Source organism: Kitasatospora nipponensis (assembly GCF_039528135.1).
Classification (GTDB): Bacteria; Actinomycetota; Actinomycetes; order Streptomycetales; family Streptomycetaceae; genus Kitasatospora; species Kitasatospora nipponensis.
Genome location: NZ_BAAALF010000037.1, coordinates 16643 through 32031, shown reverse-complemented (window position 1 = coordinate 32031; position 15389 = coordinate 16643). Strand labels below are relative to the sequence as shown.

Annotated in this window: 13 protein-coding genes and 1 pseudogene; 7 read left to right on the top strand and 7 right to left on the bottom strand. The window is 71.6% G+C overall.

The features are described 5' to 3' along the window. Positions 1 to 5: 5 nt before the first annotated feature. The 5 genes and pseudogenes from ABD323_RS13530 to ABD323_RS13510 form a co-directional block, all read right to left on the bottom strand. Positions 6 to 701 (bottom strand): class F sortase, encoded by a 696-nt coding sequence (locus tag ABD323_RS13530; RefSeq protein WP_344441711.1) that lies wholly within the window; start codon positions 699 to 701, stop codon positions 6 to 8. 47 nt (positions 702 to 748) lie between these two features. Beyond that, a pseudogene (locus tag ABD323_RS13525) lies at positions 749 to 2403 on the bottom strand (DUF4331 domain-containing protein). Positions 2404 to 2844: 441 nt separating this feature from the next. Continuing rightward, a complete protein-coding gene (locus ABD323_RS13520) occupies positions 2845 to 4059 on the bottom strand; it encodes a glycosyltransferase (RefSeq protein ID WP_344441710.1) in 1215 nt (404 codons plus the stop codon). Positions 4060 to 4246: 187 nt separating this feature from the next. Next, positions 4247 to 4453 carry an ArsR/SmtB family transcription factor gene (locus ABD323_RS13515; RefSeq protein ID WP_344441709.1) on the bottom strand — a complete coding sequence of 69 codons (207 nt, stop codon included), beginning with the start codon at positions 4451 to 4453 and terminating at the stop codon, positions 4247 to 4249. 198 nt (positions 4454 to 4651) lie between these two features. Then, complete coding sequence (locus ABD323_RS13510; RefSeq protein ID WP_344441708.1) at positions 4652 to 5206, bottom strand: YceI family protein; 555 nt, start codon at positions 5204 to 5206, stop codon at positions 4652 to 4654. A 311-nt stretch (positions 5207 to 5517) separates the two neighbouring features. On the opposite strand from ABD323_RS13510, the gene ABD323_RS13505 reads away from it, so the two are divergent. From ABD323_RS13505 to ABD323_RS13485, 5 genes are all read left to right on the top strand, one after another. Beyond that, the gene (locus ABD323_RS13505) at positions 5518 to 9576 is read left to right on the top strand and encodes a DUF6531 domain-containing protein (RefSeq protein WP_344441707.1); all 4059 of its coding nucleotides are present in this window, start codon (positions 5518 to 5520) and stop codon (positions 9574 to 9576) included. A gap of 49 nt (positions 9577 to 9625) precedes the next feature. Further along, on the top strand, positions 9626 to 10360 hold the full coding sequence (locus ABD323_RS13500) for a hypothetical protein (protein WP_344441705.1): 735 nt from the start codon (positions 9626 to 9628) through the stop codon (positions 10358 to 10360). Positions 10361 to 10442: 82 nt separating this feature from the next. Continuing rightward, positions 10443 to 11165, top strand: a complete 723-nt coding sequence (locus ABD323_RS13495) for a WXG100-like domain-containing protein (RefSeq protein WP_344441704.1) — start codon at positions 10443 to 10445, stop codon at positions 11163 to 11165. A 257-nt stretch (positions 11166 to 11422) separates the two neighbouring features. After that, a complete protein-coding gene (locus tag ABD323_RS13490) occupies positions 11423 to 11710 on the top strand; it encodes a barstar family protein (protein WP_344441702.1) in 288 nt (95 codons plus the stop codon). A gap of 369 nt (positions 11711 to 12079) precedes the next feature. Further along, positions 12080 to 12673 carry a choice-of-anchor C family protein gene (locus ABD323_RS13485; protein WP_344441701.1) on the top strand — a complete coding sequence of 198 codons (594 nt, stop codon included), beginning with the start codon at positions 12080 to 12082 and terminating at the stop codon, positions 12671 to 12673. A 157-nt stretch (positions 12674 to 12830) separates the two neighbouring features. Here the strand turns inward: ABD323_RS13485 and ABD323_RS13480 are convergent, their stop codons facing one another. After that, positions 12831 to 13799, bottom strand: a complete 969-nt coding sequence (locus ABD323_RS13480) for an alpha/beta hydrolase (protein ID WP_344441700.1) — start codon at positions 13797 to 13799, stop codon at positions 12831 to 12833. Between the two features lie 179 nt (positions 13800 to 13978). Between ABD323_RS13480 and ABD323_RS13475 the strand changes: the two genes are divergently transcribed. Together ABD323_RS13475 and ABD323_RS13470 are read left to right on the top strand one after the other, a co-directional pair. Next, positions 13979 to 14434 (top strand): MarR family winged helix-turn-helix transcriptional regulator, encoded by a 456-nt coding sequence (locus ABD323_RS13475; RefSeq protein WP_344441698.1) that lies wholly within the window; start codon positions 13979 to 13981, stop codon positions 14432 to 14434. Between the two features lie 137 nt (positions 14435 to 14571). Beyond that, positions 14572 to 14952, top strand: a complete 381-nt coding sequence (locus tag ABD323_RS13470; protein ID WP_344441696.1) for a hypothetical protein — start codon at positions 14572 to 14574, stop codon at positions 14950 to 14952. A gap of 82 nt (positions 14953 to 15034) precedes the next feature. Here the strand turns inward: ABD323_RS13470 and ABD323_RS13465 are convergent, their stop codons facing one another. Beyond that, complete coding sequence (locus tag ABD323_RS13465; protein WP_344441694.1) at positions 15035 to 15340, bottom strand: putative quinol monooxygenase; 306 nt, start codon at positions 15338 to 15340, stop codon at positions 15035 to 15037. Between the last annotated feature and the right edge of the window lie 49 nt (positions 15341 to 15389).

Sequence of the window (15389 nt, the reverse complement as noted above, 5' to 3'; positions counted from 1 at the left end):
CGGGTTCAGGGGGTGCGGGGTGACAGGGTGCCGTGGTCGGCGGGCGAGACCTGCGGGGACCCTTCCTTGGCGGCGGCGGCCGGTTCGGCGAAGACGACCAGGTTGGAGAGGTACTCGTGCTGCTGGTGGTCGTAGGTGCCGCCGCAGGTGATCAGCCGCAGGCCGGGCGCACCGCTCGCGTCGGAGCCGTAGACGACGTCGTTGGGGAAGTCGTCCTTGGCATAGCTGCGCAGCGCCTGGACGGTGAAGGTGGCGGTGGCGCCGTCGGATTCGTCGACCTCGATGCCGTCGCCCGGGTGCAGGGCGGACAGGCCGGCGAAGACCGCCGGTCCGGTGCGGGAGTCGACGTGGCCGGCGAGTATCGCGGCGCCGGGGCTGCCCGGGGCCGGTCCCTGGGCCCACCAGCCGGCCCGGTCGGGGTCCACGGGTGCGGTGAGATGGCCGTCGTCGGCGACCACGAGGTCCTCCAAGGCGGTGTCCACGCCGATGCGCGGTATCCGGAGCCGCACCGGCGGAGCATGACGTGTTCCCGGCGCGGTGTCCGGGTCGGCCTTCACGGTGGTGGGGTCCGTGTCGGCCGCGGTGCGTGGCGTGCCGGGCAGAGTGCCGATGTTCGCCGTCGGTGCCGCCGGTACGACACGGTGGTGCAGGAGTCCCATCGTGCCGGTGGCGCCGAGCGCCAGCCCCACGGTCAGCGACACCGCTGCCCCGAGCCGGACCCTTCGGGCACGGCCGGTGGCAGGGACCATTACCGCGCGGCGCGCCGGCGGCGCAGCACGACGACGGCGGCGCCGGTCAGCAGGACCCCGCCGCTCACCCTGTCGCCGGCCGCGATCGGCGTGCTGCCGGCCTTGGCCAGGCCACCGAGACCGGCCTCGACGCCGCCGCCCGGGTGCAGGGAGTCGGCCTGGTTCACGGCCAGGGTGCTGGGCAGCGCCACGTACGGGAAGGACCCGCTCGGCTGGCGGTAGGGGGCGTTGACGCCGTCACCGGCGGCGAGGCCGGGCACGATCTGCCCGGTCTGGGCCGCACCCTCGAGGGCCTGCAGCTCGATGTCGACGACGTCGTCGTTGAGCCGGCGACCGTTGGGGTAGCCCTGGAAGTCTCCGGCCAGGACACCGAGCCGGTTGGGCTGCGCGGTGACCGGTACCGCCATGTTGAGGCGCAGTTCCTCGGAGGGGAGGCCTTGCTGACGTCGGCGTTCAGCAGTTGGGAGTTGAGGTCGGCCTGGATCGGGCCGCCGGAGTTCTTGGAGATCCCGGTCAGGAAGATCTCCACCAGGTCGTTGCGGGGGGTGGCGGGGGCGGGGATGCCGTAGATGCTCTGGACGAGCTTGGGGACGATCGGGTCCTTGACCGCGTTGACCACCGGGGTCACGGTGTGGTCGTCCACCGGGGGCAACGCGTTGAAGGCGTCCTTGTACTTCAGCGGGACGACGACCTCGTTGACCAGCGGGTTGCCCAGGCGCGAGACCTGCCGCCAGCCGGCCTCGCCGCCCTTGTCCTTGACCCCTTCGCCGCCCTTGCCCTCACCGCCCTTGTCGCCGCCGTTGGTGCGCGAGTCGGCGACGACCGCGCCCTTGCGGTCGGTGGTGGACCAGATGCCGATCACCGGGTTGCGCGTCGCGTCGCCCTTCAGTGCCAGGTCTGCCTTGGGCACCTGCAGCGCGATGGTGTTGACGTTGTACCCGGCCAGCGTGTTGTGACCGGACTCCTTGAGGTTCCCGCCGTACAGCAGGTCGAAGACCCGCAGGTCGAGGAAGAACGGGTCCGAGGCCTGGCCGGCGTAGGTCTGCCCACCGCCGGGCACGTCCAGGGTGGCCTGCTTGCGCAGCCGCTCGTAGTCGGGCATCGAGGCCTTGCCGACGTTGGACGGGGCCGCGGGCACGTCCTTGAGCAGTGTCCTGGTCGACCCGTCCGCCTTGGTGACGGTGAGGGTGTACGTCTGGGTGAAGTTCAGGGTCGGGTCGGTGAGGTTGTTCACCACCCCGGTGTTGTACAGGAACTGGTTCGCGTCGTCCTTGTAGTGGTTGGTGAACGTCCACGTGTAGGTGGTGTCGGGCTTGCCGTCACCGTCACTGTCGATCTTGATGTTGTAGTGCGCGTCGTCCGCGAACGGGTAGAAGTTCGGGCCGCCGTTGGGCTCCTCGAACGGGATCCAGTTCGCCACCAGCGTCACCGTGTCCGGCTTGTCGGGGCTCGTGAAGGCGTACACGTCCGTGTTGTCCGCGCGTGGGTCGCCCGAGATCAGCGGCGCCTCGCGGTGACTGGAGGCCGAGCTCACGCCGGGGGTGAGTCCGGCGAGGCCGGCAGCGGCGAGCAGGGCCAGAACTCCCATCCCGGCCATCGGCCGCTCGACGCGACGGGCATGGACCGGCAGGCGGGGCGAGCGGGGAAGCGACATGATCCATCTTTCCGTTGGCGGTGACAGCACCCGCCGTCGCACCCCGTGGGCTGCGTTCGCATGCGGGTGGGTCGGCGTGGGGCGCCGGTGCACGCGGGAACCGGTGCGCAGAGGCCGGACAGGCTGCCGAAAGTGGTGCCAGGCGCACGCGCGGACACCGCCGCGCAGAGCACTCGACGCCGCAGGGCGCTGGGCCCGGCCGCTGTCATGTCCGACGGGCCGTGCGGCCCACACACCACGAGAACACTCACCGTGCCGGGAGGACTACTCAATGGAGCCATTCGAGGGGCGGCGCACCGCTCGTGCCACCCGCCCCGGCAGCCTGTTCACAAGGTGCGGACGGGCGGGATGAAGACCGAGCCCGCCCACAGCGACACCAGCCGCGTCGACACCGGGCAGCGGGTCTTCCTCAACGGCGTTCGCCGCCGGGTGAGCTCGGGTTCACCCGGCGCCCTGTGAGCCGATGTGGGCGAGCAGCGAGGCGGTGCCGTCCTCGGCGGCGATCCCGCGCGCGAGTTCGGCCGCGCGGTGGCGGTGGGCGGGCTCGGACAGGCAGGCGGTGATCGCGTCGCCGAGGGTGTCGGCGGTGAGGTCCTGGAACGGCAAGGGTCGGGGGGCCACTCCCAGCTGGTGCAGCCGGGACGCCCAGAACGGCTGGTCGGCCATGACGGGCACGGGCACGGCGGGTACCCCGGCCCGCAGCCCGGCCGCGGTGGTGCCCGCCCCGGCGTGGTGGACGACGGCGGCGGCGCGTGGGAACAGCCAGTCGTGCGGGACGTCGCCGACGGCCAGGACGTCGTCGCCGCGGCCGCTCAGATCGGCCCACCCGGCCTGCACCACCGCGCGCACGCCTGCCCGCTCCACCGCCGCGGTCACCAGCTCACTGAGCCGTTCGCCCTGTCCCACCGCCATACTGCCGAACCCGATGAACACCGGGGGCGGACCGGCCTGCAGGAAGTCGACCAGTTCGGCCGGGGGTTGCCAGCCCTGCGGCCGCACGGGCCACCAGTAGCCCACCACTTCTACCCAGGACGGCCAGTCCTCGGGGCGCGGCACCACCAACGGGCTGAAGCCGTGGAAGACCGGCCGGACGTCCACCGGCGCCGACGACGCGCCGGCGGCCAGCCCGAGGCGGGCACGCAACCGGGTCACCGCGCCGGCGAATACCCCCTCCGCGCGCCTCACCACGTCCCGGCCCGCGGCGAGGTTGCCCTGCGGCCCGAGGCCGTCGGTGTTCCGTGCGTTGGGCAGCGGGAACTGACTGGTGGCGAACGACGGTGCGAGGTAGGTGCCGATGACGGGGACACCGAGCGCCTCGCCGACCGTCCGGCTGAGCGGCGCCGGACCGAAAGCCGTGAGCAGCAGGTCGGCTCCGCCCGCCACCGCCTGCGCCACTCCATCGGCGAGCCCGTCCGCGTACGCCCTCGTCAGCGCCTGGGCCTCCTCCCGCGACGCCGCCCGGGCCCAGTCCCGGATCAACCCCTGCGGGTCCCCCGGCACGGACCGGTAGTCGAGACCGCATCCGCCGACGAGGGTGGCGAAGGACGGGTGGGCGGCCACGGCGACCTGATGGCCCGCGTCCAGCAGGCGGCGCCCCAGGCCGGTGAAGGGCGCGACGTCTCCTCGCGAACCGGCGGTGATGATCAGAATGCGCATGGCCCGATTCTCCGCCAGTAGGCCACGACAAGAGTGGCTCGGTCCTGCGGCATCGGCGACCGGGAGCGCCCCGGGCGCACCGCGCCGGCGCCTCCGCGCCGCGGCACGGTGCTCGGCTTGCGGCCCGCACACGGGCTCGGCACACGGGCGGAGCGCTTCCGCTCCTGGATCGTTGCGGGGACAGCCCTTAGCCGCCGCCACCGGACCCTGCTCCCCCGAGCCGCTGGTAGAGCACGTGCCGGGACCGTCGGGTGCGGGTCACGAGTCCGGCACGGTGGAGGAGTTGCAGGTGGTGGGAGACGGTGGCCGGGCTCAGGGCCTTGGCGGAGTGCACGGGCGAGACCGCGAACCTGACGCCTCCCAGGCCCTGAGCTCCCAGGCGGATCCGGATCACGAGCACGCCCCCTTCGCCGGTTCCTTCGACGGCAATCGAATCATTCGGTCGGTCGATCGGCGCGCTGTTCCCTGGAATCACCGCACGGACCGGCCCTGATGGGTCATGAGCCGTCAGGGGCACGGCCGAAGGCTTCGGCCGTGCCCCTGACGTGGTGACCGGCCACCGCAGATCCTGACAGCAGTGACGGGACGGCCTTCAGTCCTGCTTGATCGCGGAGATGTCGAACTCCAGGACGACCTTGTCGCCGACCAGCACACCGCCGCCTTCCAGGGCCGCGTTCCAGGTCACGCCGAAGTCCTTGCGGGAGATGGTCACCGATCCCTCCAGGCCGACCCGCCGGTTGCCGTAGGGGTCGACCGCGTTGCCCGTGTACTCGAAGTCGATGCCGACCGGGCGGGTGGTGCCCTTGATGGTCAGGTCACCGGTGACGCGGTACTCGGTGTCGGAGCGCGGCTCGACCGAGGTGCTGCGGAACGTGATGTCGGGGAAGGTGGGCGCGTCCAGGAAATCGTTCGCCCGCAGGTGCTGGTCGCGCTGCTCGACGCCGGTGTCGATGCTCTCGGCCTTGATCACCACCTGGACCGTGGAGCGGGCCGGATCGGCACCGTCCAGATGGGCGGTTCCCTCGAAACGCCCGAACGCACCGCGGACCTTGGTCACCATGGCGTGGCGGGCGACGAAGCCGATCCGCGTGTGGACGGGGTCGAGGACGTAGTCCCCGGTGAGCTCGGCGAGGGCGGTGGTGGTCACAGTGCCTCCGTAGGAACGGATCAAGGCGGCGGTCCGCCTGGACGGTTTCGGAACCACGCTAGGGCGTGACCGGCGCCCGGCTGGGTCAGGCGCACGGGGCGGCAGCAGACTGGGACCCTGACCGGGGTCCGCACGGGGCGGGCGGCCTGTTCGGCGAACCGGGAACGTGCGGGCTCCGTCCAGGTGGCGGCACCGCCGGCGCCCCGGGGATCACCACGGCCACACCGGCTCCGGCTCTCGCACAGGTGAGCGGCCTTGCTAGCGTGGGGGTGACACGCAGTCAGCACGGGGGTGTGCAGGGAGGGGATCCGGTGAAGGGGCAGATCGCGCACGCGTTGGAGGACGCGGCCAAGAAGACCACGAAGAGCTTGGCCGAGGACTTCGCGGGGTCCTACAAGAAGATCCTGAAGGACACCGAGCAGAACGCCACCAAGGTCGCCGAGCACACGGCCAAGAACGAGTCCAAGCTGGTCGACGGCCTCGGCCGGACCGGGAAGGGCGAGCCGGGCGCGGGCTCGGTGCGCGACCCGCACCCCGACGAGCACCCCTCCGGCGGCGGCAAGCCCCCCGAGGGCAACAGCGGCAAGGGCAACAGCGGCCCCGGCAAGGGCGACGGCGAGCCCGGCAAGGTGGAGGGCCCGAACCTCAACGGCGACGGCCGGCGCGGCGGCCAGCGCTCCGACGGCAACGAGGGCACCGAGACCGGCGGCACCGACCCGGTCGACCTGGTCTCCGGTCAGATGATCACCTCCGAGACCGACCTGGACATCCCCGGCCTGCTGCCGATCCTGCTGCGCCGCGCCTACGCCTCCGGCTACCGGATGGGCACCCTGTTCGGCCCGGGCTGGTCCAGCACCCTCACCCAGCGCGTGCAGGTCGACCACCAGGGCATCCACTACGCCGGCGACGACGGCCAGTTGCTGCACTACCCGGTGCCGACCGGGCCGGGCCGGCAGGTCCTGCCCGAGGAGGGCGCCCGCTGGCCGCTGACCTGGGACCACGCCGAGGACACCATCCGGATCCACGACCCGGAGACCGGCTGGACCCGCCACTTCCCCGCCGTCCCGGGGTTCGCCACCCGCCCGCTGGCCGCCCTGACCGAGCGCAACGGCCACCGGCTCGACATCGTCCACGACGAGGCCCGGCTGCCCGTCGAGCTGCGCCACAGCAGCGGCCGACGGGTGGCCGTCGGCCTGCTGCGCACCGCCGCCGGCCCGCGGATCGAGGAGCTGCGGCTGCTGGACGGCAGCAACGGCGGGCTCGGCACCACCGTCGTCGGCTTCGACTACGACGCCCGCGGCCGGCTGACCGACGTCGTCAACTCCTCGGGCCTGCCGCTGGTCTACGACTACGACGGCCAGGACCGGGTAACCGCCTGGACCGACCGCAACGGCCACCGCTACTCCTACGAGTACGACGAGGACGGGCGGGTGCGGCAGGGCCACGGCCCGTCCGGCGCGCTGAGCGTCGGCATCGACTACGACCCGGCGAACCGGGTCAACACCGTCACCGACAGCCACGGCGGCCGCACCGCGTACCACTACGACGAGCACCACCACCTGACCCGGATCACCGACCAGCTCGGCCACAGCGTCCGGGTCCAGCACGACCGTTACGGCCGCCTGCTGCGCTACACCGACGAACTCGGCCACAGCACCCGGCTGACCCGCGACGAGCGGGGCGACGTGGTGGGGGTCGACCGCCCGGACGGCAGCACGCTGCGGATCGCCTACAACGAGCTGCACCAGCCGGTGGAGATCCGCACTCCCGAGGGCCTGACCTGGCAGCAGGCCTACGACGAGCGCGGCAACCGCACCGCGCTGACCGACCGGGCCGGCGTCACCACCCGCTACCACTACGACGAGGCCGGTCGGCTGACCGAACTCACCGACGCGCTCGGCCGGGTCTCCCGGTTCGGCTACGACCCGGCCGGCCTGCTGACCGAGGCGGTCGACCCGCTCGGCGCCCGCAGCACCTACCAGCGCGACGCCTTCGGCCGGGTGACCAGCGCCACCGACCCGCTCGGCCGGACCACCAGGACCACCTGGTCGGTGGAGGGCCGGCCGCTCTCGCGCACCCTGCCCGACGCCGGCACCGAGTCGTGGACCTACGACGCCGAGGGCAACAACCTCACCCACACCGCCGCCGACGGCGCCGTCACCAGCATGGAGTACACCCACTTCCACCTGCTGACGACCCGCACCGACCCGGACGGCGCCCGCCACCGGTTCACCCACGACCGCCTGCTGCGCCTCACCGAGGTACTCAACCCGCAGGGGCAGAGCTGGCGTTACCAGCACGACGAGGCGGGCCGGGTGACCGCCGAGCAGGACTTCGACGGTCGCACCGTCAGCTACGGCTACGACGCGGCGAACCAGGTGCTGCACCGGGAGAACGGCGCGGGGCAGAGCCTGGACTTCGGGTACGACGTGCTCGGCCGGGTGGTCGCCAGAACCGCCGACGACGGGCGGACCACCAACTACGACTACGACCTGGCGGGCCGGCTGGTCGCGGCCCGCACCGCGGACTGCGAACTGACCCGCCGCTACGACCCGGTGGGCCGGCTGCTCGCCGAGACCGTCGACGGGCGGACCGTCAGCTTCGGCTACGACGTGCTGGGCCGCCGGACCAGCCGCCGCACCGCGGCCGGCACCGTCAGCGAGTGGACCTACGACGCGGCCGACAACCCGACCTCGCTCACCTCGGCCGGCCACCGGATCGACTTCGAGCACGACCTGCTGGGCCGCGAGACCGGCCGCAGCTTCGGCGGGCAGCTGGCGTTCGGCTTCGGCTGGGACGCGCTCGGCCGGCTGACCGGTCGCACCACCGCCGCCGGCGGCACCCCGCTGCTGCACCGCGCCTACAGCTACGGCCCCGGCGGCAGCCTGACCGGCATCACCGACCAGGCCCCGGACGGCACCAGCGCGCACACCGGCTACGAGCTCGACCAGGCCGGCCGGGTGACCGCCGTGCGCGCCGCCGACTGGACCGAGAGCTACGTCTACGACCGGGCGGGGCACCTCGCCGAGGCCGCCTGGCCCGGCCGCGGGGAGGGCGCAGCCCAGGGCGAACGCGCCTACCACGGCTCCCGGTTGCGCTCGGCGGGCCGAGTCGACTTCCGCTACGACGAGGCCGGCCGGGTCACCGGCCGCCGGATCCGCACCCTCTCCGGCCGGACCAGGAGCTGGCGCTACACCTGGGACGCCGAGGACCGGCTGACCGAGGTCGTCACTCCCGACGGCGCGCACTGGCGCTACCGCTACGACCCGCTCGGCCGGCGCATCACCAAGCAGCAGCTGATCAGCACGGGCGGCACGGTCCGCCCCAACGCCCCGAACGCCTCGGTCGACGCGGGCGCCCCGGACGCCCCGGACGACGCGGGCGCCCCGGACGACGCGGATGTCACGGGCGCCTCCGAAGGCCCCGACGCCGAGTTGACGGTCCTGCAGTGGACCGAGTTCGGCTGGGACGACTGGACGCTGATCGAGCAGACCGCGCACAGCCCGCAGCTGCCGGGGCCGTACACGCTGAGCTGGGACTACCACGGCCTGCACCCGATCGCGCAGAGCGAGCAGCTGGCCACCGGCGCCGACGACCAGGCCGAGGTCGACCGGCGGTTCTTCGCGATCGTCACCGACCTGGTCGGCACCCCCACCGAGCTGCTCGCACCCGACGGTTCGACGGCCTGGCAGCAGCGCAGCACCATCTGGGGCGTGCCGGTCAGCGCGGACCGGCAGGTCACCGACACCCCGCTGCGTTTCCCCGGCCAGTACTTCGACCCCGAGTCCCGGCTGCACTACAACGTGCACCGCTACTACGACCCGGTGGCCGCCCGCTACCTGACGACCGACCCGCTGGGCCTGGCCCCCGCGCCGGACGCCTACGGCTACGCCCCCAACCCGCTGGTGGCCTGCGACCCGCTGGGCCTGATGCTGCGGGCGCCCAACGGCCAGTTCATGGCCAACCCGAACGCGGTGCCCAACACCCACACCCGCAGGACCGAGTACCCGAGCGGCTACCGGCAGCCGACCCACGAGCACATGATCCGCCACTGGACGGACGAGGGCATCAACCAGCAGACCGGGCGCCCGGTCGACGCCGCCAACAACCCGATCCCACGCGACCAGCTGACCTGGCGGGACCGCAACGGTCAGCTCATCCCGCAGGGCCAGGTGACCTACGAACACGTGCCCGCCGTGGTCGACCACTGGAACAGCACCGGCTACGACACCGACCGTGCGGCACGCAACGACTACTACAACGACACCACTAATATGGAAGCGATGGACGGACCCACGAATTCGGCCGGCGGTGGCGCGATGACCTCGCGCTACCGCCAGACCACCGGACCGAATTACAGCCGCACGTGATCCACCTCCCGCCGCCCACCGACCGCACCACCCCTGGAGATCCGCGCCCATGGACCTGAGCGAGACCCTGTCCGGCATGCCCGCCGCCGAAGCCCTCGCCGGGCTGCCCGACGCCTGGCACTGGTCGCCGAACCCGCGCTTCCACTTCACCGCGGCGCTCGCCGCGGACGGCAAGCACGCCTTCCAGGTGAACACCCTCGACTCCTACGACCCGGAGCTGGTCACGGCCCTGCTGGCGTACGCCCGCGCGCACACCGACCAGTTGCTCGGCGACCCGCGCCCGCTCGTCGCGCTGCCCGGCTTCTCGGCCGCCGGGCGCGACGTCGACACCGCCGCGGTGGCGGCGCCGCGCGCGCACACCTACCACGCCCGGGAGAACGCGGCGCTGCACGCGCTCACCTACGCCGTCTTCCCCGGCTGGCACTACGAGTTCTCCGGTACCGAGACGGACGAGCAGGCGCTTTTCCAGGTCTCGCACCCGCAGGGCCTGCGGGCGACCAGCCTGGACCGGCAGCCCTCGCCGTTCCTGACGATGCGCTTCGACAACCCGCGCACCCAGGGCGGAAGCATCGGCCCCGACCGCGGGTTGACGAAGGCGGCGGTGCTCTTCCGCGAGCTGGAGCTGCTCGAAGGGGTCGAGGGCGGGTTCGTGGAGTTCGAGAACTTCCGCCACCAGGTGTGGCGGGCGACCTGGTCGGGCAGCTTCGTGCTGACCGGCCAGGGCGAGCGGCAGGAACTGGAGCGCGACGGGCTGCTGCGGTTCGCCGAGGCCGCGCTCACCTGACGGGCGCTCCGGCCGGGCGCGTCCACCGGGCGCGCCCGGCCTCCTTCCACGGGGGTGGCAACCGAGAACAAGGGGGTGGGTCGTGGCGATCGAACTGCCTGACCCGGTAGTGGATTTCCTGCAGGTCATCGGCGTCAACTGGCCGCAGGTCAACGAGGACAAGGTCCGCGAGTTCGCCTCGCACGTGCGGGACTTCGCGAACAACATCGACGACACGCACCAGCAGGCGAGCAGCACCATCAAGGCGATGGGCGACGCCTACCAGGCCAACTCCTACGACTTGTTGGTCTCCAAGTGGGCGCACCTGTCCCAGGGGCACATGACCGACCTGCTGAACGCCTGCCACGTGCTGGCCACCGCGCTGGACGCGGCGGCGGACTTCATCGTGGGGCTGAAGATCGAGACGATCGCCGAACTGGTGGTGATGGCCGCCAGCTTCGTCGCCGACCAGGCCGCCGCGGCCTTCACCTTCGGGCTCTCCGAGCTGGCGATGCCGCTGATCATCGAGGGCGCCGAGAAGATCGTCCAGGCGCTGGAGAACCAGCTGATCCAGTACATCCTCGCCCAGGTGGTCGAGGCCGCGCTCACCCCGCTGCTCGGTCTGATCGAGAAGGCGGTCTCGGGCATGACCTACTCCGCCCTGGAGGACATGCTCGACGCCTCCGGGGGTGGCGCCGGCAGCGGCTTCAAGATCCACCCCGAGGACCTGAAGGCCCACGCGGCGGTGTTCGCGCAGCACGCCGACAGCGTCCAGGCCCACGCCGGGGCACTGTCCGACAACATCGCCGGACTGGACTTCAGCTGACCGAGGGGGCGATCTGACGCAACGTCAGATCGCCCCCGCCTGCGAGGTCGTACCGGGCGCCGAGGAGGCCGACCTCCTCGGCACCGACCACCACCCGTTCTGGTCGCAGAGCCGCCACGCCGGAGCGGCGCCACCCCATGGTGAAGCGGTCCGAGCAGGCCGGCTGGCGTCCGCTGTCCTCGAACGACGGCCTGGCCTACGTCACCAGCGACCATGACAAGACTCCTAGCGACTCCTGAACCGGAAGCAGCGAACCCATGCGCGTCACCATCGACGGTCTGACGATCCACTCCGAGGCGGACCTGCACCGGGTGTTGGACCGGGAGCTGGACTTCGGCTACTACGGGTACAACCTCAACGCCCTGTGGGACCGACTGTCCACCGATGTCGAGCGCCCCGTCGAGCTGGTCTGGCAGAACTCCGAAGCCTCCCGGACACAGCTCGGAGTCGAGCTTTTCGACCGGATCGCGGCCCTGCTGGACCGGGTCGTGCGCCAGGACGAGAACTTCGGGTGGCAGGATCGTTTCACCGTGCGCTTCGAGTAGCTCCCAAGAGGCACCGAGCTCGAGGGCCCCGCCGGTATCGTTCCGGCGGGGCCCTCGAGCGTTCGCCGGCACAGTTCACCCCAGCTGCCGCAGCAACCGTCCCATCGCGCCATGCCGCAGCCGATCCATGTCGAGAGATGCCTTGCCGGATGGAACCGCAGAAGTCACATCCTCCCGGACCACAAGGGAACTCTTCGCTTTCGGGCCTCAGGCTCCGAAGACATCATCCGCTGGATTCGAGCTGAATTCAGCTCGCTCGATACTATTATCCGTCCTTCCTTTGGGGGCTTTTTCCTGCCCGGGCATCCACCTATCTTCTTCGTAGACGCATCACCGTGGTGTGGTGGTCACCATTCGGAAGGGAAATCCATGTTTGCCAAGCGCATCTGCGTTGTCGCGGCCAGCTCTGCCCTGTTCGCCGGCCTCGGGGTCACGGCCTCGGCCCAGACCGTCAGCCGCTTCGACGACGGCAGCTTCGAGAACCCGAGGGTGGCGGCCGGCAGCTTCACCACACTGTCCGCCGGGCAGGCCATCGGTCCGTGGCAGGTCACTGCGGGGAACGTCGACCTGATTGGCGCCGGCTTCTGGCAGGCGGCGGAGGGAGACCAGTCCGTCGACCTCAACGGCACCACTCCCGGCACCGTGGCCCAGACCTTCACCACCGTCCCCGGCGCGAACTACACCGTCACCTACGCCCTGGCCGGCAACCCCGCCGGCGGCCCGACCCTCAGGACCGGCAACGCCCTCATCGACGGGCAGGACTTCCAGGACTTCTCCTTCAACGTCACCGGGAAGTCCACCACCAACATGGGATACGTCAACCGGCAGTTCACCTTCCGGGCCACCAACGCCACCACCACCATCGGCTTCGCCAGCACCACGCCGAACACCTCCTACGGTCCGGTCCTCGACGACGTCCGGGTCGAACGCTGCGCACCCTGCCCGACCTGCACCAACGGCTGACGGGCCGGGCATGCTGGGCGGGCGGTGCCGGCAGGCACCGCCCGCCCAGCGATGACTCGACCTGGACCGGACGCGGACTTGGCAGGCGGCGATGGCCTTCCCTCGCCGCAGCCCGACCGCGCCGATCGCCGCGCTCCGGCTCGGAGCCGATCGCGCCTCAGGCGGTGCCGAGGGCTGTGCGCAGCACGTCCACGGCCTGGGTGATCGCGGCCTGGGCGGCCTGGGTGCCGCGCAGCGCGTTGAGCATCACGAAGTCGTGGATGATGCCCTGGTAGCGGGTGGCGGTCACCGGGACCCCGGCCGCGCGCAGCTTCGCGGCGTAGGCCTCGCCCTCGTCGCGCAGCACGTCCGCCTCGCCCGTGATGACCAGCGCAGGCGGCAGGCCGGTCAGCTGCTCGGTGCTCGCCCGCAGGGGGCTGGCGGTGATCTCGGCGCGCTGCGCGGGGTCGGTGGTGTACTGGTCCCAGAACCACTGCATGCCGTCCCGGCGCAGGAAGTAGCCCTCGGCGAACTGGTGGTAGGACGGCGTGTCGAAGGACGCGTCGGTGACCGGGTAGAAGAGCACCTGCTGAACCAGCGTCAGGTCGCCGCGTTCCTTGGCCATCAGGGTCAGCGCCGCGGCCATGTTGCCGCCCACGCTGTCCCCGGCCACCGCGACCCGGGCGCTGTCCAGACCCTTGCCGGCACCCTCGGACACCACCCAGCGGGCCACCGTGTAGTTCTGCTCGATCGCCACGGGGTAGCGGGCCTCCGGGGAGAGGTCGTACTCGGGGAAGACGACGGCCGCCCCGGCCCCGGCGGCCAGCTCACGGACCAGCCGGTCGTGGGTGTGGGCGTTGCCGAACACCCAACCCGCACCGTGGATGTAGAGGATCACCGGCAGCGGGCCCGCGGCGCCGGCCGGCCTGACGATCCGGGCCCGGACACTGCCGGTCGGGCCGCCCGGCACGGTGACCCACTCCTCGTCGACCGCGGGCTGGTCGATCCCGCCCGCCTGCACCTCGTCCACGGCCTTTCGGCCCTCGACCGGGCCGAGGTCGAAGAGGTAGGGCGGGTTGGCGGTGGCGGCGGCGAACTCGGCCGCGGCGGTCTCCAGGACCGGGACGGCGGGGGTGTGGTCGGACATGGTGCTCTCCTCACTCCGTGGCGGTGCGGGCTTCCTGCCCACGAATCGAAGACTATGACACGATTAACTTGTGCGCAAGGTAATCGTGGGCATTGAACTCGTGTCATCGCTGGTCTAGGCTCTGTGCGTGCGCCCGCGCGAACCGCCGCGGGTGCGAACGGCAGGTGCAGGAGGGTCGGATGAACGGCGAGGCGAACGCCCCGGAGCAGGAGTTCTCCCCGATACTCGGGGACCAGCTCTGCTTCGCCCTCTACGCCGCCTCGCGCGCCGTGACCACGCGCTATCGCCCCCTGCTGGAACCGCTCGGGCTGACCTATCCGCAGTACCTGGTCCTGTTGGCGCTCTGGCAGCAGGACACCGTACCGATCAAGGAGATCGGCGCCGCGCTGCAACTCGACTACGGCACCCTCACCCCGCTGGTCAAACGCCTGGAGGCAGGCGGCCTCGTCCGCCGCGAACGCCGCCCCGACGACGAGCGCACCGTCCTGGTCACCCTCACCCCCGAGGGCCACGCCCTACAGGCCCGGGCCGCCCACATCCCCACCGCGATGGGCCGCGCCATGGGCCTGACCCCCACCCAGTTCGACCAGGCCCGCACCCTGCTGCGCCTGCTCACCGCCAACGTCTCCGAGTAGCGCCCCACCGATCATCGGATTCGCGGTGCCCGCCGCCCTCGTCCGGTTGGATTTCGACTGCCCCAGGAAGGACGAGGGCCGGGCGCACGGCGTTCGTCGGAGGAATCGTTTCTCCAATCAGCCCACAGCTACCTTTAGTGGCGACACTGTTGCTGATAGTGAAATGGGTCCTTCTCGTGCGTCTTCGCAGCACCGTGGCCGCCGCCCTCGGCGCCCTCACCCTCGTCCTCGCGATCCCCGGATCGGCCTCGGCCGCCACCGGCGATTTCCTCTACCAGTACAAGGACAAGCTCGGCACCGTGACGCCCGGTGCCCTCGCCGACCCGCAATCAGGGGTGTGCCTCAACCTTCCGGAGCTTCTCAGTGACGGCGAGCCCGCCTTCTCCCCCAGCAACTTCACTGACGCGACGGCGACCGTCTTCGCCGAGGCCGATTGCGACGGCGACACCTACTACGTCATGAACCCGGGAAAGAAGCTCGGATCCGCGCCCAAGCTTCGCTCGGTCATCTTCTCCTGATCCGGCAACCTGGCGGCCGCTTACCGGAGGCGGCGGCAAGCGGCAGCCAGCAGGCGCCGGTCAGGCGGGGGTCAGGCGCCGGTCAGGCGGGGTCCTTCACCGCAAGCACGTCGACCAGGCGGATGTCGGGCGCGGCGGCGAGCAGGTCGGCGCCGACCGTCCCGAGGGCGGCGGGGATCCGTCCGTTCAGGTGTTCCTGACGGCCGGCCTCGTCCTCGAAGGCGTCGAAGATCCCGAAGGTGCTGCCGTCGACCTGGAACGCGTACCAGACGCGGGTGGCGGGCTCCTCCGCCACGATCGCGCGCCCGCCCTCGAGGAACGCCGCGAGTTCGGCCTCCTTGCCCGGCTTGGCCTGGAGCAGTGCCAGCACACCCAGCTTGAGCGTCATGTCGTCGTCCTTCGTTCGGTCCGGACGGCTCGTCCGGAGGTCGTTGTTC

Bases quoted from the DNA above. Each gene is read 5' to 3' on its own strand.
- ABD323_RS13520 (WP_344441710.1), bottom strand. From the start codon at position 4,059: ATGCGCATTCTGATCATCACCGCCGGTTCGCGAGGAGACGTCGCGCCC.
- ABD323_RS13500 (WP_344441705.1), top strand. From the start codon at position 9,626: ATGGACCTGAGCGAGACCCTGTCCGGCATGCCCGCCGCCGAAGCCCTC.
- ABD323_RS13490 (WP_344441702.1), top strand. From the start codon at position 11,423: ATGCGCGTCACCATCGACGGTCTGACGATCCACTCCGAGGCGGACCTG.
- ABD323_RS13485 (WP_344441701.1), top strand. From the start codon at position 12,080: ATGTTTGCCAAGCGCATCTGCGTTGTCGCGGCCAGCTCTGCCCTGTTC.
- ABD323_RS13480 (WP_344441700.1), bottom strand. From the start codon at position 13,799: ATGTCCGACCACACCCCCGCCGTCCCGGTCCTGGAGACCGCCGCGGCC.
- ABD323_RS13475 (WP_344441698.1), top strand. From the start codon at position 13,979: ATGAACGGCGAGGCGAACGCCCCGGAGCAGGAGTTCTCCCCGATACTC.
- ABD323_RS13465 (WP_344441694.1), bottom strand. From the start codon at position 15,340: ATGACGCTCAAGCTGGGTGTGCTGGCACTGCTCCAGGCCAAGCCGGGC.